At 57.6% G+C, this 19,567-nt stretch carries 14 protein-coding genes; 4 read left to right on the top strand and 10 right to left on the bottom strand.

Translation table 11 applies throughout. The features are described 5' to 3' along the window. Nucleotides 1-10: 10 nt before the first annotated feature. Nucleotides 11-754 (bottom strand): hypothetical protein, encoded by a 744-nt coding sequence (locus tag Q674_RS25915; protein ID WP_014421704.1) that lies wholly within the window; start codon nucleotides 752-754, stop codon nucleotides 11-13. A 204-nt stretch (nucleotides 755-958) separates the two neighbouring features. Between Q674_RS25915 and Q674_RS25910 the strand changes: the two genes are divergently transcribed. The 3 genes from Q674_RS25910 (at nucleotide 959) to Q674_RS25900 (ending at nucleotide 4,202) form a co-directional block, all read left to right on the top strand. Further along, complete coding sequence (locus Q674_RS25910; protein WP_023008230.1) at nucleotides 959-1,567, top strand: peptidylprolyl isomerase; 609 nt, start codon at nucleotides 959-961, stop codon at nucleotides 1,565-1,567. Nucleotides 1,568-1,572: 5 nt separating this feature from the next. Continuing rightward, nucleotides 1,573-3,468 (top strand): bifunctional tRNA (5-methylaminomethyl-2-thiouridine)(34)-methyltransferase MnmD/FAD-dependent 5-carboxymethylaminomethyl-2-thiouridine(34) oxidoreductase MnmC, encoded by a 1,896-nt coding sequence (mnmC, locus tag Q674_RS25905; RefSeq protein ID WP_023008229.1) that lies wholly within the window; start codon nucleotides 1,573-1,575, stop codon nucleotides 3,466-3,468. Between the two features lie 89 nt (nucleotides 3,469-3,557). Then, the gene (locus tag Q674_RS25900; protein ID WP_011784677.1) at nucleotides 3,558-4,202 is read left to right on the top strand and encodes a CBS domain-containing protein; all 645 of its coding nucleotides are present in this window, start codon (nucleotides 3,558-3,560) and stop codon (nucleotides 4,200-4,202) included. A gap of 27 nt (nucleotides 4,203-4,229) precedes the next feature. Here Q674_RS25900 and Q674_RS25895 read toward each other — a convergent pair whose 3' ends face one another. The 5 genes from Q674_RS25895 to Q674_RS25875 all read right to left on the bottom strand — a co-directional run bounded on the left by Q674_RS25895 (nucleotide 4,230) and on the right by Q674_RS25875 (nucleotide 14,491). Beyond that, a complete protein-coding gene (locus tag Q674_RS25895) occupies nucleotides 4,230-6,968 on the bottom strand; it encodes a hypothetical protein (protein WP_023008228.1) in 2,739 nt (912 codons plus the stop codon). A gap of 147 nt (nucleotides 6,969-7,115) precedes the next feature. Next, nucleotides 7,116-9,152 (bottom strand): NAD-dependent DNA ligase LigA, encoded by a 2,037-nt coding sequence (ligA, locus tag Q674_RS25890; RefSeq protein WP_023008227.1) that lies wholly within the window; start codon nucleotides 9,150-9,152, stop codon nucleotides 7,116-7,118. A 24-nt stretch (nucleotides 9,153-9,176) separates the two neighbouring features. After that, complete coding sequence (gene zipA, locus Q674_RS25885; RefSeq protein ID WP_023008226.1) at nucleotides 9,177-10,187, bottom strand: cell division protein ZipA; 1,011 nt, start codon at nucleotides 10,185-10,187, stop codon at nucleotides 9,177-9,179. Between the two features lie 130 nt (nucleotides 10,188-10,317). Continuing rightward, nucleotides 10,318-13,809 carry a chromosome segregation protein SMC gene (smc, locus tag Q674_RS25880; RefSeq protein WP_023008225.1) on the bottom strand — a complete coding sequence of 1,164 codons (3,492 nt, stop codon included), beginning with the start codon at nucleotides 13,807-13,809 and terminating at the stop codon, nucleotides 10,318-10,320. 1 nt (nucleotide 13,810) lies between these two features. Then, nucleotides 13,811-14,491, bottom strand: a complete 681-nt coding sequence (locus Q674_RS25875; RefSeq protein ID WP_023008224.1) for a GntR family transcriptional regulator — start codon at nucleotides 14,489-14,491, stop codon at nucleotides 13,811-13,813. Between the two features lie 272 nt (nucleotides 14,492-14,763). Between Q674_RS25875 and Q674_RS25870 the strand changes: the two genes are divergently transcribed. After that, nucleotides 14,764-15,690, top strand: coding sequence for a GGDEF domain-containing protein (locus Q674_RS25870; protein ID WP_023008223.1), 927 nt, complete (start codon nucleotides 14,764-14,766; stop codon nucleotides 15,688-15,690). A gap of 9 nt (nucleotides 15,691-15,699) precedes the next feature. On the opposite strand, the gene rluB is transcribed toward Q674_RS25870, so the two are convergent. Genes rluB through Q674_RS25850 form a run of 4 tightly spaced genes read right to left on the bottom strand, consistent with a single transcriptional unit; the run spans nucleotide 15,700 to nucleotide 19,489 of the window. Continuing rightward, complete coding sequence (rluB, locus tag Q674_RS25865; protein ID WP_023008222.1) at nucleotides 15,700-16,686, bottom strand: 23S rRNA pseudouridine(2605) synthase RluB; 987 nt, start codon at nucleotides 16,684-16,686, stop codon at nucleotides 15,700-15,702. Between the two features lie 41 nt (nucleotides 16,687-16,727). Continuing rightward, nucleotides 16,728-17,393: an SMC-Scp complex subunit ScpB gene (gene scpB, locus Q674_RS25860; protein WP_014421715.1), complete on the bottom strand. Its 666-nt coding sequence runs from the start codon at nucleotides 17,391-17,393 to the stop codon at nucleotides 16,728-16,730. A 16-nt stretch (nucleotides 17,394-17,409) separates the two neighbouring features. After that, nucleotides 17,410-18,237: a segregation and condensation protein A gene (locus Q674_RS25855; protein WP_011784668.1), complete on the bottom strand. Its 828-nt coding sequence runs from the start codon at nucleotides 18,235-18,237 to the stop codon at nucleotides 17,410-17,412. 37 nt (nucleotides 18,238-18,274) lie between these two features. Next, nucleotides 18,275-19,489 carry a tryptophan--tRNA ligase gene (locus tag Q674_RS25850; protein ID WP_011784667.1) on the bottom strand — a complete coding sequence of 405 codons (1,215 nt, stop codon included), beginning with the start codon at nucleotides 19,487-19,489 and terminating at the stop codon, nucleotides 18,275-18,277. Between the last annotated feature and the right edge of the window lie 78 nt (nucleotides 19,490-19,567).

Raw genomic sequence — 19,567 nt, 5'->3', positions numbered from 1 at the left:
GGCAAGGTCTTCAACGCGTATAGATGGTCATCTGGGAATCCGGGTGAAAGCGGATATCGCGAATGCTGACATTGCCCATGGGTGGAGTCTGGCCGCCCATCACGCGAATATTATCCATCCGGATTTCCTCGATACGCTCGGGAAATGCCAGCCTCAGGCCTCCGTCTTCCTGTAGCGAGTAGCGAGGCTCTGAGTCCCGGTAATGCACACCCGTAATTGTAAGGTCTGAATCCAGAAAACTGAGCACCGGCACGAATACATTTGCCGCCAGCCTGATCCCTTCCACCACGTCGACATCGGGAGATTCTCCTGAGAGATCGTCCCGGGCGCTGGCGGGCATGGAAGACACGGCCTCCAGGCGCTCCATCAGGCCAATACCGCTTTGTGCAGACACCCCTGACATTTCCTCTTCCGAGAGGGGGGTGAGTCCGCTCCGCTCGTAGAGTTCGCCCGCTCCGGCGCCTATCTGCGCTGCATTGGTGTTGCTGGACGCCAGTGACACCAGGGGCTGAAATGGCAAGGTGACCATGGTAACCAGCGCTGCTGCATTGCGGTAACGCGACTGATGCTTGAGTACGCGGTGGAGTTCCCTCTCTGAGATCCAGCCGGCAGCAATTAACACCTCACCAAGGCGCTGCCCGGTTTCCCTCTGCGCACGAAGCCCTTCTTCCAGCTGACCTTCAGACAGGTAGCCACGATTGATCAGCAACCGGCCAAGCCGGGATTTCTCTTCAAAACCCTGACGGATTCTCACCAGATTCCTCCTGCAGTATCAGTGATCACCGTACAACCCGGCCCGGTATTCAACAGTCAAGTGAAGCGTAGCCCACAACCTCTGAGCGTGCTGTTCTGATTTGCCCTTAATGGCGTAATGATCTGTTAAGATCTGCACAAACTACGTAATAACCGGATTATCTCAGTATTCTGGTCACCACCTGTAACAGAGAGCTGCCTTGAAATGACAAATCCCGTAAAACTCGTCCCGATTGTGATGTCTGTCCTGTTTGCCTTCGTTGCCACTCTGCTGACCACCTCACCAGCCATGGCCCAGAACGAGGAACCGGCACTTCCTGAGGTCCGTTTTGTAACGACGGAGGGCCCTTTTGTGCTTCAGCTTCGGCCCGATGTTGCGCCCAAAACCGTGGAAAACTTTCTGGCTTACGTAAACAGCGGTTTTTACGATGGCACCATCTTTCACCGAGTGATTCCCGGCTTCATGGTCCAGGGCGGAGGATTCGATGAGAATCTTGGACGCAAAAAAACCAGAACCCCGATTGTGAATGAAGCCACCAGCACCCTGCCCAACCTTCGCGGCACCATCGCCATGGCCCGAACCAATGCACCGGATTCTGCCACCAGCCAGTTTTTCATCAATGTGGCCAATAATGATTTCCTGAACGCCGGAGTTCGGGGCCCGGGCTATGCGGTTTTCGGCAAGGTGACCGATGGCATGGGTGTGATTGATCGTATCGCAGGGGTCCAGACCGGCTACCAGCGCGGAATGGCCGATGTTCCCGTGAGCCCGGTCATCATCGAGTCCGCCGAAGAAATCACAAAAGACAACTGAGCCCCATGATCAACGACCTTCGTCCGCCGGCAATGGAACCGGCGGAGCTGATATGGCGAGACGGAGTGCCTGAATCAGCGCGCTTTGGCGACGTTTACTTCAGCAGAGATGACGGTCTGGCCGAAACCCGTTACGTGTTCATCGAAAGAAATGGACTACCCGGGCGCTTCGCGAAACTCGACAGGAACAGCCACTTTGTGATCGCCGAGACAGGTTTCGGAACCGGGCTCAACTTCCTGGCGACCTGGGCCGAGTGGCTGGCTCAACGACCTGACGATAAAGGCCACGCAATTCTTCACTTCATCTCGGTGGAACGTTACCCCCTGTCTCTGGCCGATCTGGAAAAGGCCCTGGAGAGCTGGCCGGGGCTGCAGCCCCTTGCACGGGAGCTGATTGACAACTACCCACCACTGATCAAAGGCACTCACCGCCTTGTACTTGGAGGCGGCGCGATCAGGCTTACCCTCTGTTTTGGCGATGTACTGGACGCCTGGAACGAACTGGAATTCGTGGCCGACGCCTGGTTCCTTGATGGATTTGCGCCGTCGCTGAACCCGGACATGTGGCTTGAAAAAGCCATTCATCAGATCCGGGCTCACAGCCAGCCCGGCACCACCCTGGCCACCTTCACCTCGGTCGGCAGGGTTCGTCGTGCGCTGGCAGATGAAGGCTTTGAGATGGCGAAAGTTCCCGGCTTCGGGCGCAAGCGGGAAATGCTGACCGGCAGACTGCCAACGTCGAAAGAGGTCACTGCCCCCACTGTCGGAACTGACCCCATCGTCATCATTGGCGCCGGGATCGCCGGTGCCGCTCTGGCTCGCAACCTGGCGGAACGGGGCGTTCCGGTGGTGCTTGCCGACCAGGCCAGTGGCCCCGGTGCAGGAGCTTCCGGTAATGACCAGGGTGCCCTGTATGTAAAACTCGGTGTCGAGTACAACGACCAGACAGAGCTCGCAGCCACCGCGCTTTGCTTCAGTCAGCGCTTCTACCAACGCTGGCAGGGCGAGTTCTGGTACCCATGCGGGTTGCTGCAGCTCGCAGCCACAGACCAGGAGCAGGATCGCCAAAAGCGGTTTCTGGAACGCAGCAGCTACCCCGAAAACCTGCTGGCTGCCGTATCACCCACAGAAGCTAGTCGTATTGCCGGCATACCGGTCCAGTGCGAAGGGCTATGGTTTCCGGGTTCCGGGTGGTTACAACCGGCCCGTGCGTGCAAAACGCTGATTGAGCACCCGCTCATCCGCACGATTTTCGGATTCAAGGCCGATACGCTGAGGTGGACAGACAACCACTGGGTCATTCAGGCCAGTGACGGGAGATCTCTCAGAGCCGCAAAGGTTGTGGTTGCTGCCGGCCATGAAAGCACTGCCCTCGCGCCTGTACCTGAGGGTCAGTCGCTGCGCCTCAAGCCCATTCGCGGACAGGTCACTCGTATACCCGCAGACGGCTGCCGGTTTCCAGACGTAGTCATTTGTGGCACCAAATACCTGAACCCCGCTTATGACGGCAGTGCCATAACCGGTGCCACATTTGATCTTCGCGACGATAACCCCGAACCAACGCCCGAGGGACATCAGGAAAACCTGGACCAGCTTCGGGAACTGCTGCCCTCCATAAACATCTCAGAGCACATACAGGCAGAACACCTGGAGGGACGCGTCGCATTCCGCTGCGCCACACACGACTATCAGCCGGTGGCAGGTCCGTGCCCCGACAACAATGAGATATCCCGGACCGGCGTGTATCTGCTCACCGGTTTAGGCAGCAAAGGCCTGGTGTGGGCTCCCCTGCTGGCGGAATATCTGGCCGACCGGATCTGCCAGCAACCGGCCTGCCTGAATACCCGGCTCGCCCGTGGTGTGGAAACGGGACGCCTTTACCGGAACCAACTAACCGTATAGTAATAAACTTGAGCTATAGCGAACGGTCCGGCGGCCGATAAACCTTCATAAGGTGGCAGTAAAGGGGAAATCCCCGGAGAGGTGGAACCATGTCCATTTTCGTCAGTGAACCCGGACGCCCGATCGGGACCCGGTTACCCGAAGCGTTCCGAAGTCGCCGGGTGGGCGATGTCACCGAGCTGTCGGAGTCTGCGTCCATTTCTGCCGAACACAGCGAGGCTACCGACGCCGAGTTCCAGCAGGCCGTGCACAGCGGCGGTGGTGGTAGCAGCTTCCGGGCACTTCAGGAGTATGGTGCCGCTGCTGCGGGCGAACGTCGGGAGGAAAGGGTTTACCTGCCCGTCGCCGACATCAGCTCGCCAGCGCAGTTTTCGGTTCCTGCTTCTGCCACCGTCGCAGAGGCACTGGAGACCATGGAAGAACACGGCGTTCACCATCTGGTCGTGCTCTCGGATAACAATGTCGCAGGCCTGATCGACCTGCGATGGCTTCTTTCGTGGATTCACGAGAACAGTTCGGAAGCTTTGAACCAAAGCCTGATTCACATTGAACTTCCGGCTTTTCTGACTGCATCTCCCGAAACCGATGCCCATCAACTGGCACGCCTGATGCTCGCTCACCGGCTGAATGCGGCCCTGGTCATCAATGCTGCCGGACAACCCGCCGGCGTGGTCACCAGCACCGACTACCTGAAGCTCTATGCCAATGGGGGCCGACAGGAAGGGGCAGTCTGACCCACCCCGGACCTGCAACCCGGAGGATTACGGCGTTATCGGTGTCAGTAACTCACCTTCCGGGCTGAAAACAAGCAGCATCCTTTCGCCATTTCGGTTTACCAACGCCACCACTTCATCGTCGCGGTAATTCTCCAGATCGAGAATGTCCAGACCTTCGAATGCCAGTTGCCTACGCCAGTTGCGGAAGGCTACGCCAGATTCGGATGTATCCACTCTCGCCAGGATACTCTCTGTGCCAGTCACCGGCGCCGCCTGGCCTTCAACAAAGCTCCCGTTGGTATTGCCCGACACCACAATATCACCCTCAAACCGGACACCACTGGTCAGGAATTCGTTGGATAGATCGCCCGCATCATCAACGGTGTACGCGCTCAGAGGTTCGCCTGACGTATTGAATCCCAAAACAAAGCCGGCCCGATTATCCAACCGCGAGCGAATAATCTCATCCTCCGCATTTTCGGTACCGGCATCCTCTGGCTGAGCTTCACGGAATCGGTAGCTATAGGGTGCGTCGCCGACCAGCACCACCCCGGCACCACCATACAGACCGTCCCCGAGCGATTCAGAACTGTCTTCACCCACCTGATACACGGTCGGTGACTCTCCGGTGTTGCCATTGAAGAAATACGGGCCAACATTTCCCAGGCCATCCAGCGTCATTGGCGACGCCCCGAACAACAGAGCCAGGGAGCCTTGTGAGCTACCACCGACTACCGTCTCATCACCTGATGAGCCAACCTGCCGCGTCCAGGCCAGGGTCGGCTCCAGAGCTCCTGCGTTCTCCGCCGTATCAATGCGGGCCAGGAAACTGTCGGTGCCGCCCTGGTAGGCACCGTTATTCCATGCACCGCGGGTTTCACCGCCCACCAACACATAGCCAGTGGTGCCGTTAATACCCACCCATCGCACTGAATCGTCCGCCGGCGTTCCAATCCTGAAGATATTGTTTCCGGTCCAGCTGGGAAGATAGTTCCCCGAAGCACCGTCATAATGAAACAGGGCCGTTACCGCATCAGACCCGCCAACCGGAGCTCCCGGCGCTGTTTGGTCAGAGCTGAAAGCAACGGCAATTTCATAACGATTCACACGGTTATTGTTTTCAGTGACCGTTCTTACACCTACGTCCAGGAATACGTCTGAAGGTTGCAGTGTTATCGCCGGGTCTGTCACGTCAACAATCTGCAGCTCCATACCTGCCTGATCATAAATGCGGACCTGAACCTGGTTGTTTCCTGGTAGGTAACCCGCAACGAATACGCGACCCTCATGGCCCAGCGCCACATCCGTTGCCATAAAGCCATCACTCCAGACCAGCGGTTCAATCAGACGGTTCAGGTTCAGCCTCAGCAGTGTTTCAGACTCGCCCCTCGCATATCCGGCCCGGCCAGCCTGGTAATTTACATCGACGCCAATAGGCGCAGCGTTGTCGTCCAATTCATCCTGAAGATTGTTGTAAACAAGCGCACGCACACCAAAGGTGATTTCATCCTGCTCCAGCGGGAATACCAGCTCCTCAATTGGGTCGTAGGTACCCTGAGCATTCTTCTCAACAATCTCGAAAGTCTCGTCCTCGACAACACCGGTCAGCTCACCAATTCTTGTCAGCTTGGCTCTGAACAGGGTTTTACGGTCACCCGTGAGAATGGCGCGATACTCACGAGTCGTCTCGGTATTGATCGTATCGCGACTACCGCCATTGACGGTTTCTATGCTGAGTAGCGGCTCGTTATCCTCAATTGAAAGGTTGGCTTTGACCTCAACACTACCATTGCCCAGCGAGGCAATGCCCTGGCGTACTTCGGTCAGAACCATGGTCGCCACTTCTGTTGGCTCGGGAATCAGGTCGTCAACCACTTCAAAGGGAATGTAGCACTCGGTGAGACCGGGCTTCAGTGTCACAACACCGCTGGTTACCGTATTGCCAGTCGTATCATATTCGACGTACTCGAGGGGGTTACCCTCTTTATCAACGGGGTGATTCAGTTCGTCGCTGAGCGCAACGAGGTCTTCGCCGATAATAATCGCACCGGTGTTGGCGCGGCTATATTTGCAGTCCTGATGGGCGGGATCAGTTTCGTCATTGTCACAGGCAGTTGGGTCGAAATCAGAACGTAGCTCAAAGGCGATTTTGACTTCGGTAACCGAGGGTTGATCCAGATTTACTTTTACATACGCGCGCTTGGTTGGGTAGGTGACTGACTCAGTTCCATCCGGCGCGCCCTCATCCGTGAACTTCTGGAGCTCGTAAGAATAGGAACCGGCATCCAGCTCAGGCACCGCACACCGCTCTTCCGACTCATCTTCAGACGCCTGACTTTCACCTTCTTTCAGGTTGGCTCCGTCGAGGGTAATTACGTTCCGCTTGACTTCAATATCAAACGGCTGAAAACCCGCCATGCGGCCGTCCGTGGTGACTATCTCGATATTCTCGGTCTGGCCAAGATCAGCTTCACCCCGGTTGCCCCCGGATAACCCAGGCACACCGCGCATGATAATACCCTGACGCGCCTTATTGCTGGTGTCTTCCAGCGCAAGCCAGGATGGCGCATTGGTCAGCGAGTAATCGAGTATGCTTTCACCGCCATAGGCACCCCAGTTGTAGTAATACTCCACCCCCAGATAGGCGGTGGTCGGTGGCGCCCCCAACAAAGTGGGCTGGTCAGGATCTTTTTCGGTCTTGCAGCCGGCTGCTGCCAGGGCAATCAGGGCAACACCAAGGAGGCGGCCCGAGGCGGTTGAGTGGAAGAACAAATCGGCGCGCATGCAAAAATCCGTTTCATGACGTTATTGTTATGGCCGTGCCCGGGTGCCTGGCACCCGGTTTACACACCGTTACAGATTAACGCCATGGTAGCCAATTTGAATCCGGAGCGACCTGCGCGAGTTCTCAGATTCTTTGGCCAGCTGCCCTCAGACCTCCAGACCATGCTCCCGTAGCAGGTTGGCCAGCCCTTCCTCGTCCAACACCGGCACCCCCAACTGCTCAGCCTTGGTCAGTTTGGAGCCGGCGGCCTCGCCTGCGACAACGCAGGCGGTTTTTTTGGAGACACTACCAGCAACTTTGGCACCGAGCTGCTCAAGCTTTTCCTTGGCCTGATCCCGTGTCATGCCGGAGAGAGTACCGGTCAATACCCAGGTCTGACCATTGAGGGGCTGTTCATCCGCCGAAAGCACCTGCTCTTCCTGCCAGGTGACACCTGCCTCTTTCAGAGCCGCCAGTGTTTCCTGATTGTGGGGCTGATCAAAGAAGCTCCGGATATGACCGGCCACAATCGGCCCGACGTCAGGTACCGTCTGCAGAGTCTCCTCATCCGCTTGGGAAATCGCTTCCAACGTGCCGAAATGGGCTGCCAGCCCCTTGGCGGTGGCCTCACCCACTTCACGAATGCCAAGTGCATAAAGGAACCGCCAAAGCACCGGTTCCCGGGAGCGATCGATGGCGGCAATCAGATTTGCCGCAGATTTGTCGCCCATACGCTCCAGGCTGGCAATCTGGAATTTCGTCAGGCGATAAAGATCCGCCACGGTGCTGACCATGCCCTCGTCTACCAACACCTCGATCAGCCGGTCCCCAAGGCCCTCAATATCCATGGCCTTCCGGGAGGCATAATGCCGGATTGCTTCCTTGCGCTGAGCCGGGCAGTACAGACCGCCGGAACACCGGGCAACGGCTTCCCCTTCAATCTGGACTATATCTGAGCCACAGACCGGGCAATGCTCTGGCATTTTAACCATCGACGCCTTGGCCGGGCGCTTTTCCGGCACCACCTTCACCACTTGCGGGATTACATCCCCGGCCCGGCGAATGAACACCGTGTCCCCGATATGAACATCCAGGCGCCGGATCTCGTCCATGTTGTGCAGGGTCGCATTTGATACCGTGACGCCGCCGACAAACACCGGTTTCAGGCGGGCTACCGGTGTTACCGCTCCGGTTCGGCCCACCTGGAATTCCACATCTTCAATAACCGTCAGCTCTTCCTGGGCTGGAAACTTGTGGGCGATCGCCCAGCGCGGGGCGCGGGAAACGAACCCCAGCTCCTGCTGGAAATCCAGACGGTTTACCTTGAACACGATGCCGTCGATTTCGTAGGGCAGGCTGTCGCGCTTGGCCATCAATTCGTTGTAGGCATCCAGACAGGCTTCCACGCCCTCGGCCTTGCGCATTTCCGGATTGATCCGGAAGCCCCAGCCCCGGACAAGCTGCAGGCTGTCCCAATGGGTTTCCGGCAGTACAGTTTCATCGGTCACCGCCATACTATAAGCACACAGCTCCAACGGACGCTTGGCGGTTACGGTCGATTTCTTCTGGCGCAGACTTCCGGCGGCAGCGTTGCGGGGGTTCACAAAGGTCTTCTCGCCCTGCTCTGCCAGCCGCTCGTTGAGTTTCTCGAAACCGGCACGGGGCATGTAGACCTCGCCCCGAACCTCAACAAGATCCGGGTATCCCGAGCCGCGCAGTTTGAGGGGTACCGACGGAATCGTGCGAATATTGGCGGTGATATCCTCGCCGGTATAGCCATCGCCCCGGGTAGCGGCGCGGGTTAAGGTGCCATTTTCGTAGTGCAGACTGACGGCGAGACCATCAAGTTTGGGCTCACAGACATACTCAATGGTGCCGTCCTCACCCAGCCGGTCACGAACCCGACGATCAAAATCCCGCAGTTCGTCCTCGCTGAAGGCATTATCCAGCGACAGCATTGGCAGGCGGTGCGTAACTTCTTCGAAACTGGTCTCAGCGCTGCTGCCTACCCGACGGGTGGGGGAATCCTCTGAGGCCAGTTCCGGGTGTTCGGCTTCCAGATCCTGCAGTTCCCGAAACAACCGATCGTACTCAGCATCGGGAATCCTGGGGTCGTCCAGAACGTAGTAGTAGTAATTGTGGTCTTCGAGGGTAGCGCGCAGAGAATCCACGCGCTTCCGGATAGCTTCGGGAACGTTAGTCATCGGGTCTGGGGTCCGGACGGGCTGCTAGGCTCGCTGGGAGCGCTGTTTGCGTTCAAACTCACGAATGCGCTGGCGACAGTGCTCAATGGTTTGCGGTGTCATCACGCTTCGACGCTCGTCTTTCAGTTCACCACCGAGGTTTCGCACCACACACTGGGCGGTTTCAAGCATGAACTCGAAGGCCTGCAACGCATTGGTGGGCCCTGGCAGGCTCATGAAGAAACTGATACCGGGGGTGCTGAGCCCGGCCATGTCCTGAGGGCGAAAGGTGCCCGGCTCCACGGCGTTGGCCACGCTGAATTGCACAGGCGTGGTGGTGTCCTCAGATTCATGGCGGTGGTAGATGTCCATATCGCCATGCTCCAGGCCGCAGGCCTCAAACAGGCTCTTGAGCTTGCTGCCCTGGAACTGCTCACCGCTGCGAGCCAATACATTGATCACCAGCACTTCCCTGGCCTCGGGGCGATTGGCTCCAGCGAGGGGCTGATTCTTGCGCGGTTTCCCAGGCGTTCGCCGGGCGGTATCTTCCTCAACTTCGGTGGTAGCCACCGGCGGCTCTTCCGCTCTGGGTTCGGCTTTGGCCTTTTCAGGCCGGGCGGGCCTGGTTTTCGGTTTATCCGCTTCTGGTTCCGGAGTGCTGGTCACCTCGGGCTCAAGGGACTCGGGTTCTTCTATTCCCGGTTTCATAACCCTCGGCGGACTCAGGATGCCATCATCTTCATCCCCATCTCGGGCGCTCCAGCCGGATTCCGGGGTAACATCGTCTTCTTCATCGGCACTTACGGGGGCGGACATATCGCGCTTCAGATAGCCCCGGTCTTCCAATGTCGAGCGGGAAACCGTGCGAGCACCACCGTTTGGCAATTCCGGGTTGAAGTCATCATCCAGCGGGGAATCCTTGAGTTCGTCAGCCCCCATACCGGACGAAATGGCCATGGATTCCTTCCGGGCACGCCGCATACGGCGCACACCGTCAATCACAATTCCAATAATAACCAGGGTACCTATGGCAATTAACCATTCCCTAAGTGACATAATGCTGCTGTCCTGTTTGCAGTTTGGAACGTTGCTACTCTAAGAAAAGCCCGTAATGAATACAACGCACACCGGGCCCAGATGGCGTTATTGTCATGGTTGGCGAGCATTTCACCAACCACTGCGCCTATCAGGCCTCAGCCAGCGCGGCGGCCTCATCCACATCAACAGATACCAGCCGCGAGCAGCCGGGTTCGTGCATGGTGACCCCCATTAACTGATCCGCCATCTCCATGGCGATCTTGTTATGGGTAATGTAGATGAACTGAACCTGTTTCGACATCTCCTTAACCATATTCGCGTAGCGACCCACGTTGGCGTCGTCCAGCGGCGCGTCCACTTCGTCCAGCATACAGAACGGAGCGGGATTGAGCTGGAAAATCGAGAACACAAGCGCGATGGCTGTCAGCGCCTTCTCACCCCCCGACAACAGGTGGATGGTGCTGTTCTTCTTGCCCGGCGGCCTCGCCATGATGGCCACGCCAGTCTCCAGCAAGTCTTCCCCGGTCAACTCGAGATAGGCATTGCCACCACCGAATACTTTCGGGAAAAGGGCCTGCAGGCCGCCATTCACCTGATCAAACGTCTCTTTGAAGCGCTGCCGGGTTTCCCGGTCAATTTTCCGGATAGCATTGTCCAGGGTTTCCAGCGCTTCCATCAGGTCGTTGTGCTGCTCGTCCAGGTAGGTCTTTCGCTCGCTTTGTACCTGATACTCTTCAATGGCCGCGAGGTTAATTGCTCCCAGGCGCTGGATACGGTTACCGATTTTCTCCAGCTCTTCGGCCCAGACCTTTTCTTCAGCATCCTCTGGCAGCTGTTCGAGAACTTCCTGGAGTTTAACGTCGAGTTCCTTGAGCTGCTCAACATGGTTGCCGGAGCGAATTTCCAGGGCCTGGGATTCCATCTTCAGTTTTTCCAGCCGAGCCCGGATTTCCTGAACCTGATGCTCGGTTCGGCTCCGCCCCTGTTCGCGATCACGAACCTGTCGATCAATCTCTTCCAGGGCATCCCGGGCGGCACTGAGCTTTTCTTCTTCGGCCAGTCGTCGTTCCAGCAACCCTTCAAGTTGCAACTGGAGATCCTCAATAGGCTCCTCGGCACTTTCGCGGGATTCCCTGAGTACATCCAGCCGCTCTTCCAGACGCTCTTTCTGCATCTGCATCCGGTCGATGGTTTGCTGCAGTCCGTCGCGCTGGCTCTGGAGCGTCTGCAACTGAAGTTGCAACTGATGAGCGTGATCACGATCGTGCCGGGCTTCCTGGCGCATGCGGTCCAGGTTTTCCCGCAGAGAATCCCGTTGCTCCAGCAACTGCTCTTTCTCTTCATCGCTGTCCTCGCTGGATGCGAGTGCAATATCCCACTCCTCACGGGCTTCCTGAAGGTTGGCGTTCTGCTCTTCCAACGCCAGGCCCACATCCGCAATGTCTTCCCTGATCCGGGACAGCCGGGCTTCAATCTGCTCTGCCCTGGCTTTCAGACCACTGGCACGTGAGGCCAGAGCCCCAAGCTCCCGCTCAACGTCGCTGTGGCGGGCTTGAGCCTCGTCCCGTTCGGTTTCGGCACGCTCCGCCTTCTCCTGGAGATGCTCAAGTTGCTCGGTTGCCTGCTCCAGCCTGGCTTCTGCTTCCGCCAGCTTTGCCTGCAATTCCGTTACCTTTTTCTGACGCTCAATCACACCAACCTGAGCAGCATCGGAGTCAGGCATCAGCAACCAGTCACGAGAGAGCCAGACACCGTCCCGGGTGATGATGCTCTCGCCAGGCGCCAGACCAGATCGGTTGGCCATGGCTTCAGAAAGGGTATCCGCAGCCTGAACCGAAGAAAGCAGCTGGCTGATCGCCCCGACACCACTGACCTTGGCCGCCAGGCCACGGGTTTCGGAGGCAACGGCACGGTCACTGACCACCGCAAAACCTTTGGGGGCCGATTCCAGCGCCGTAGCCAGTTGATCGAATTCCGGCAATGTCAGGCCCTGAGTGAAGCGGCCAATGACCTGCTCGACGGCAAACTCCCAGCCGTCCTCAATCGACAATTTCGCAGCAAGTCGCGGCGCGTCGGTCAGCCCGTGATCGGCCAGCCACGATTGCAGGGCATCGTCGCCTGCACCCATTTGTTCGTCCAGCAGTGCCTGCTGGGACTCCATCGTGGCTTTGAGGCTTTGTACCGTCTGGCGATATTCAGATGAACTCTGTTCGGCGTCGCGCAAAGCCTGTCGGCTCGAATACACCTGATCCTGCAGTTGCTGAATACGCTCCGCGGTTTCTTCCCTTTTCAGTTCCAGGGTTTCCTGTTCTTCCAGAAGCTGCTCGAGCTCCGAGCGATCCAATTGTCCGTCCAGCAGCGCCTGCTCATCGCGCAATTTCTGTTGTCGGGTTTTCAGCTGTTCGATGGCGTCTTCAAGAGAGCGAATTCGGGATTGCGCCAGTTCGGCCTGCCGGCGGGCATCCGATGAACGGGTACTGAATTCGTCCCAGCGGTGCTGCCAGTCACTCATGGCCTCTTCTGCCTGCTGGAGCTTCTCGGCCGATTCCTCTGAACGTATCGCCAATGCCTCCTGCTCAGGCTCGATCATGTCGAGCTCTTCCCGGAGCGTGGCCAGCTTTTCTTCATCCTGTTCCAGTTCGCGGCCTAATTCGCGCTCGTTGGCCAGGGCCTGATCCAGCTCTGCGGCAGTCTGTCGGCTGCGCTCGCGCTGGTGCTCCAGACTTTGCTCAATACGGGCAATGTCGGCCCCGGCCTCATAGTACCGGGCCTGAGCCCTGTTAAAGTGCTCGGTTCGTTCATGGTGGTCTTGCCGGAGCGATTCCAGGGAAGTTTCCAGGTTCACCCTTTCGGTCAGGAACTTCTCAAGTTCCAGCTCGGTATCGCGGATTTTTCCGCGCCAGGTCTGAAGATCGTCATCCAGGGCTTTCCAGCGCAACACCGTTAGCTCGGCTTTCTTTTCGCGCTCTTCCTGTTTGTAGGCTTTGTATTTTTCCGCGGCGGCCGCCTGACGCTCCAGGTGCTGCAGTTGACGTCCAAGCTCTTCGCGAAGGTCTGTCAGCCGCTCCAGGTTCTCCTGGGTACGGCGAATACGGTTCTCCGTTTCCCGCCTCCGTTCCTTGTACTTGGAAATGCCCGCAGCTTCCTCGATGTACACCCGCAATTCCTCGGGTTTCGCCTCAATCAGCCGGGAAATCATGCCCTGCTCGATAATGGCGTAACTGCGCGGCCCGAGACCAGTGCCAAGGAACAGATCGGTAATGTCACGACGACGGCATTTGGAGCCATTCAGGAAATACTCGGATTGCCCTTCCCGGGAAACCCGGCGTTTTACCGAAATCTCGTTGAACTTCACAAACTCGCCGGGCGCCGATCCGTCACTGTTGTCAAAAACAAGTTCAATAGACGCCTGTCCCACCGGCTTGCGGGCACTGGAACCGTTGAAGATAACGTCGGTCATCGATTCGCCACGAAGGTACTTCGCGGAACTTTCACCCATTACCCAGCGAACAGCATCGATAATATTGGACTTGCCACAGCCGTTAGGGCCCACCACCGCGGTCATGTTGGAGGGGAAAGGCACCGTAGTGGGATCAACAAAGGATTTGAATCCCGCGAGCTTGATGGACTTCAGCCGCATATCAGGCGGTCTCCTCCGTGAGAATGCTCAGAACCTGGTGGCGCTGATGCTCGCCAAAGTCCTGAATAACCCGCTGCAGACGCTCGGAATCACCCTCAACGGCAGCATCGGCCAGACGACGGAAGAAGGTACCGGTTTCTGCGATCTCACTCCGGAAATGTTCCAGCGCCACATAGTAGGTCCGGCTGATGGCGGGACGGAAGTTTTCGAGGGTTTCCTCAAGAAAGGGATTGTCAACCAGACGGTAGGCATACTGCATGACCCCGAACCCCGCTTCAATGACCCGCTCTGCGGCATCGGGCGCATTCGAGTTCAGGGCATCAATAACCGCCTGCATTTCATTAACCTGCCCCATCATGCCGCCGAGCTGTTCACCTGGCCAACGCTCCAGCACCTTGCGAGCCAACATGCACAGCAGATCGATGTAAATATCGTAAAGGGCATTCACCGAGTCTATCGTCAGCTCCGACACCACCGCCCCGCGCCGGGGATAGATCTCAACCAGATGACGCCGCTCCAGAATCAGCAGAGCCTCACGCACGGAGCCGCGGCTGACATTCAGATCGCCGGCGACCTTGAGCTCCTGAATTCGCTCTCCCGGCTTGAGATCGCGAACAACAATGCGCTGCCCCAGATGCTGGGCAATTTGTTCGGATAGGCTTTCCGGTGCCTGAAATCTCATAAATCGACAGCTCGCTTGGTACATTCAAGCGCAGGAGTTTATCACAGGCTTTTGGCAGCCCCACCCCTTTGTCCGACATTTCGATTGCACGTCTTCAGAACCGGCAACCCGCTGCCGGAATTTTGACAACCAGGCAAATATTATCTGCCAGTTTATGGAATCGACTTTAATAGGAGGCACTTTTCTGTTGTTTTTATTGGCTTTTTATCTTATGGCATTTTTTCTGCTTATTGGTACAGCAAATCACTTTGTCACCAGCAGAGCGTCCTACTGTGAAAAACCTGACATCGATCCGGCCAAACACTTCCCGCCCCGCGCGGCTTGCCGCTTTGAAGCAGTCATTCCAGGACTGGAACAACACCTCCGATGTCATGGCCCGGCTGGCCAGACGCCTGAGCACCACTCTCTCCCTCGAGGCGCAACTGTCGATTCTGGCGGAGGAGATGACAGACATGGTGCCTTTCGACTCACTCAATTACAGGCACCGCATCGCCCGCCAGGACTTCATTTTTTCCACTGGCATGGGTGGGCCCCATCGCTGCGAGTACCGTCTCTCTCTGGAAGGTCAGCGGTATGGCACTCTGACGTTACACCGTCGCCAGCGATTCAGCGAAGAGGAACTGACGGGTATCGAGATGATGCTGTCCGGTGCGATCTGCCATATTCGAAATGCCTGCCAGTTCATTGCCATCGAACAGACCGCACTGACGGATTCCCTGACAGGCATTGGCAACAAACGGGCACTGGACGAAGCGCTCCAGCGCGCCAGCGCCATGGCGGACAGACACGGCGCCCCCTGGAGCCTGATCCTGTGCGATCTGGATCACTTCAAACTGATTAACGACAACCACGGCCATGTGGTTGGCGACCACATTCTCGCTCGCACCGCGGAAAAGCTTGAGCAGGCGCTGCGTAATTCCGACACGGTCTATCGCTTTGGTGGTGAGGAGTTTGCCATTCTCCTGCCTCATACCAATGAGCAGGAAGCCCGTGATGTAGCAGATCGAATTCGGGGTGCCATTGAAAGCATTCGAGTGGACGGCGGTGAAACACCTTTGACGGTCACCGCCAGTTGCGGTGTGGCGATGCATCTGACGGATGAACAGCCCGAGCAATGGCTTGCCCGGGCCGACGAAGCACTCTACCGGGCCAAGGCGGCCGGCAGAAACTGCACGCGGGTATTCGCAAGTATTTCCTGAAGAGAGGTCTCAGCGTGCTGGCTTTCTGCCCTTGCCTGCAGATGGCTTCCCGCGGGAATCTGACCGGGCTTTTGGCGGCGCACCATCGGCGACTTGCCAGCTTCCACCTTTACGCGTCCGTTGAAGCGATTTACCAGGACTCTTGCGGCGCTTGCGATCATGGGCAGCCTGCTCTCCCGGAGTTTTCTGAGGTACAGCAACGCTGCCGAGCCCGACGGCACGGCTCAGCGCATCAACACCCTTCTGATCCAGCTCTTCCCAACGGCCCATGGTCAACCGGCTGGGCAGGAAGATCGGTCCATACCGTACCCGCTTGAGACGGCTCACCCGAACGCCCTGAGATTCCCAAAGACGGCGCACCTCCCGGTTGCGACCTTCCAGCAAGGTTACGTGGAACCACTGGTTCATACCTTTGCCACCCGCCGGGCTGATATCGGTAAACTTGGCCATGCCGTCTTCAAGCAGCACACCTTCCTTCAGGCGCTCAATCATGGCGTCATCCACTTCACCGAATACCCGAACCGCGTATTCCCGGTCAATCTGACTGGAAGGATGCATCAAGCGATTCGCCAACTCACCGTCGGTGGTAAACAACACCAGACCGGTGGTGTTGATATCCAGGCGCCCAATGGAGATCCAGCGCTGGTCCTTGAGCCGCGGCAGGCGGTCAAACACCGTGGGCCGCCCTTCCGGGTCTTTCCGGCTGGTCACCTCACCTTCCGGCTTGTTGTAAATCAGCACCCGACGCACAACTTCAGCAGCTGAACTCACGTCCAGCAGCTTGCCATCAAGCTCAAAACGATCAGAAGTGGAAGCCTTCTGGCCAGGCTGAACCGGAACACCATTGACCAGCAGTCGACCGGCATCTATCCAGCCTTCCACTTCCCGCCGGGAGCCAACGCCGGCGCGAGCAAGCAGTTTCTGCACCCGCTCCGGACCTGCACTTAGAGACTGATCGCTACGGGCTGTTTTGTTTTCGGGGCCTTTTGCCGCCATAAGGGTAAATATCCTTGATATACGGGGCTGAAACCTGGGTTTCAGTGAAGTGTCTGATCCGGTTCAGGCGCCTGGGACTCCGCGTCGGAGTCCGGACTGGCACCGGAACCATCAGGAGAGTCGAATTTGATCTCTCCCTGCATGTTCTGCTCTATTTCCCGACCGATTTCCTCAAGGTCACGTACCTCAGAAAGCGGAGGCAGTTCATCCAGCCCGGTCAGGTTGAAATAATCGAGGAACTGGCGTGTGGTGGCATACATGGCAGGCCGCCCAGGGACATCCCGATGACCGACCACGCGCACCCATTCTCGCTCAAGCAGTGTTCGAATGATATTGCTGCTTACCGTAACACCACGAATATCCTCGATCTCGCCACGGGTGATGGGCTGACGATAGGCAATCAGGGCCAGAGTTTCCAGAAGGGCCCGGGAATAACGCTGGGGCTTTTCCTCATACAGCCGACCAACCCATGGCGCAAACTCTTCCCTGACCTGCAATCGGTACCCGCTGGCAACCTTGCGAAGCTCGAAGCCGCGGCCTTCGCAGGATTGCTCCAGCATCATCAGCGCATGCTCCATCACCTGCCGGGCCGGGCGCTCATCTTCGCCAAACAGCTCGCGCAGCTGCTCCAGAGACAACGGCTTGCCGGCCGCCAACAGTGCCGCCTCCGCAATAGCCTGAATACGGGCCAGATGTTCTTCGTTCATAGTGTCACTCGATCCTTCAGCTTGCCGCCCGCGCCCTGACATGAATGGGGCCGAGCACTTCCGCCTGAACGATTTCAATCAGCTGTTCTTTCACCAGTTCCAGTGTGGCAAGAAAGGTCACCACCACGCCAAGCCGGCCCTCTTCAAGGGTAAACAGGCTCTCGAATGTTACGAACCGGTCGCCCTGCAGCACAGAGAGAATGTGGGACATCCGCTCCCTTGTCGATAACCGCTCTTTCTCGACATGGTGGCTGGTAAACAGATCCGCCCTCTGCAAAACACCCTGCAACGCCAGTAACAGCTCCTTCATATCAACGTCCGGATGGGGTTGCGATGACGGAAGCTTCGGTAAAGCAGCGGAAGCCGGATAGGTATCCCGTTCCATGCGCGGGATCTCATCGATATCCTCCGCAGCCTTCTTGAAGCGTTCGTACTGCTGCAGCCGGCGAATCAGCTCTGCCCGGGGGTCAATATCGTCTTCATCGTCACTCTCTTGGCGGGGTAGCAACATACGGGATTTAATCTCCGCCAGGGTTGCAGCCATCACCAGGTACTCGGCTGCCAGCTCGAACCGCATCGCTTCCACCGCACCAATGTAATCCATGTACTGGCGTGTGATTTCACTGACATCAATATCGAGGATATTCATGTTCTGGCGGCGAATGAGGTAGAGCAGCAAATCCAGCGGCCCCTCAAAGGCCTCCAGAAAAACCGCGAGGGCATCCGGCGGGATATATAGATCCTTGGGGATATCCACCAGGGGTTTGCCGGATACGAGCGCCAGCGGCACCTGTTCCGGTGTCGTTGCCTGCGCCTCTTCCGGCTCCCTGGTGTCTTCGGTCATGCCTTTGCCAGCCTTTGACGTTATTGGCAGTCAGGAATCAGCGGTAGCTGAGCCCCATCGCTGCACGGACTTCTTCCAGGGTATCACGGGCGGCATCGCGCGCATGCTCTCGCCCTTCCTGCAGAATGGAATGCACCAGATCCGGATTGCTCTCGTATTCCCGGGCACGCTCATGCAACGGCTTCTGTTCCTCGATGATGGCATCGATCAGCGGCTTTTTGCAGTCCAGGCAGCCAATACCGGCGCTGCGGCAGCCTTCCTGTACCCACTGGCAGGTCTGCTCGTCCGAGTAGACTTTGTGCATACCCCAGACCGGGCACTTCTCCGGCTCGCCCGGGTCTGTCCGTCGCACCCGCTGCGGGTCGGTTTGCATGGTCCGGATCTTTTGAGCAACACTGTCCGGATCTTCACGCAAGCCAATGTAATTGTTGTAGGACTTGGACATCTTCTGTCCGTCCAGCCCCGGCATCTTGGATTCCGGCGTCAGCAACGGCTGCGGCTCCGGCAGTATCACCTTGCCGCCGCCTTCAATGAAACCGTATAGCCGCTCGCGGTCACCCAGCGAAATGTTCTGCTGTTCTTTCAGTAGGGCCCGTGCGGTCTCAAGCGCCTCAAAATCGCCTTCTTCCTGATACCGTTTTTTCAGGTTGCGATAGAGTTTCGCGTTCTTTTTGCCCATCTTGACGATAGCGGCCTCGGCCTGCTCCTCGAAACCGGGCTCGCGACCATAGATGTGGTTAAACCGACGGGCGATTTCACGGGTAATCTCAACGTGGGATACCTGATCAGCACCAACCGGCACCTTGCCGGCACGATACATCAGGATATCCGCAGTCTGGAGCAGCGGGTAACCGAGGAAGCCGTAGGTGGCCAGATCCTTTTCCCGCAGCTTTTCCTGCTGATCCTTGTAGGTAGGAATGCGTTCCAGCCAGCCCAGGGGCGTGATCATAGACAACAACAGGTGCAGCTCGGCGTGTTCCGGTACCTGGGACTGGATAAACATGGTGGACGAGCCCGGATTAACTCCGGCCGCCAGCCAGTCGATGACCATATCCCATACGCTTTGCTCAATGCCTGAGGGATCATCGTATTGCGTGGTCAGGGCGTGCCAGTCTGCCACGAAGAAGAAGCACTCATACTCGTGCTGGAGTTTCACCCAGTTTTTCAGCACACCGTGATAGTGGCCGAGGTGAAGCTTGCCGGTCGGTCGCATACCGGACAAAACCCTTTGCTGGGAATCTACAGAACTCAAAGCACGAACTCCTTATTTCTGTTTATTAGGCGCCTGGTTTCACCACCGGAGGTGGCTCAGGAAATCAGGCTGACCGGG

The sequence above is a fragment of the Marinobacter sp. EVN1 genome, from assembly GCF_000475375.1.
In the GTDB taxonomy this organism is placed as follows: Bacteria; Pseudomonadota; Gammaproteobacteria; order Pseudomonadales; family Oleiphilaceae; genus Marinobacter; species Marinobacter nauticus.
The sequence above is the reverse complement of the archived record's forward strand: the minus strand, read 5'-3'. Positions and strand labels throughout refer to the sequence as shown.

Bases quoted from the DNA above. Each gene is read 5' to 3' on its own strand.
- scpB (WP_014421715.1), bottom strand. From the start codon at position 17,393: ATGAACGAAGAACATCTGGCCCGTATTCAGGCTATTGCGGAGGCGGCA.
- Q674_RS25855 (WP_011784668.1), bottom strand. From the start codon at position 18,237: ATGACCGAAGACACCAGGGAGCCGGAAGAGGCGCAGGCAACGACACCG.
- Q674_RS25910 (WP_023008230.1), top strand. From the start codon at position 959: ATGACAAATCCCGTAAAACTCGTCCCGATTGTGATGTCTGTCCTGTTT.
- ligA (WP_023008227.1), bottom strand. From the start codon at position 9,152: ATGACTAACGTTCCCGAAGCTATCCGGAAGCGCGTGGATTCTCTGCGC.
- Q674_RS25875 (WP_023008224.1), bottom strand. From the start codon at position 14,491: ATGAGATTTCAGGCACCGGAAAGCCTATCCGAACAAATTGCCCAGCAT.
- mnmC (WP_023008229.1), top strand. From the start codon at position 1,573: ATGATCAACGACCTTCGTCCGCCGGCAATGGAACCGGCGGAGCTGATA.
- zipA (WP_023008226.1), bottom strand. From the start codon at position 10,187: ATGTCACTTAGGGAATGGTTAATTGCCATAGGTACCCTGGTTATTATT.
- Q674_RS25895 (WP_023008228.1), bottom strand. From the start codon at position 6,968: ATGCGCGCCGATTTGTTCTTCCACTCAACCGCCTCGGGCCGCCTCCTT.
- smc (WP_023008225.1), bottom strand. From the start codon at position 13,809: ATGCGGCTGAAGTCCATCAAGCTCGCGGGATTCAAATCCTTTGTTGAT.
- Q674_RS25900 (WP_011784677.1), top strand. From the start codon at position 3,558: ATGTCCATTTTCGTCAGTGAACCCGGACGCCCGATCGGGACCCGGTTA.
- rluB (WP_023008222.1), bottom strand. From the start codon at position 16,686: ATGGCGGCAAAAGGCCCCGAAAACAAAACAGCCCGTAGCGATCAGTCT.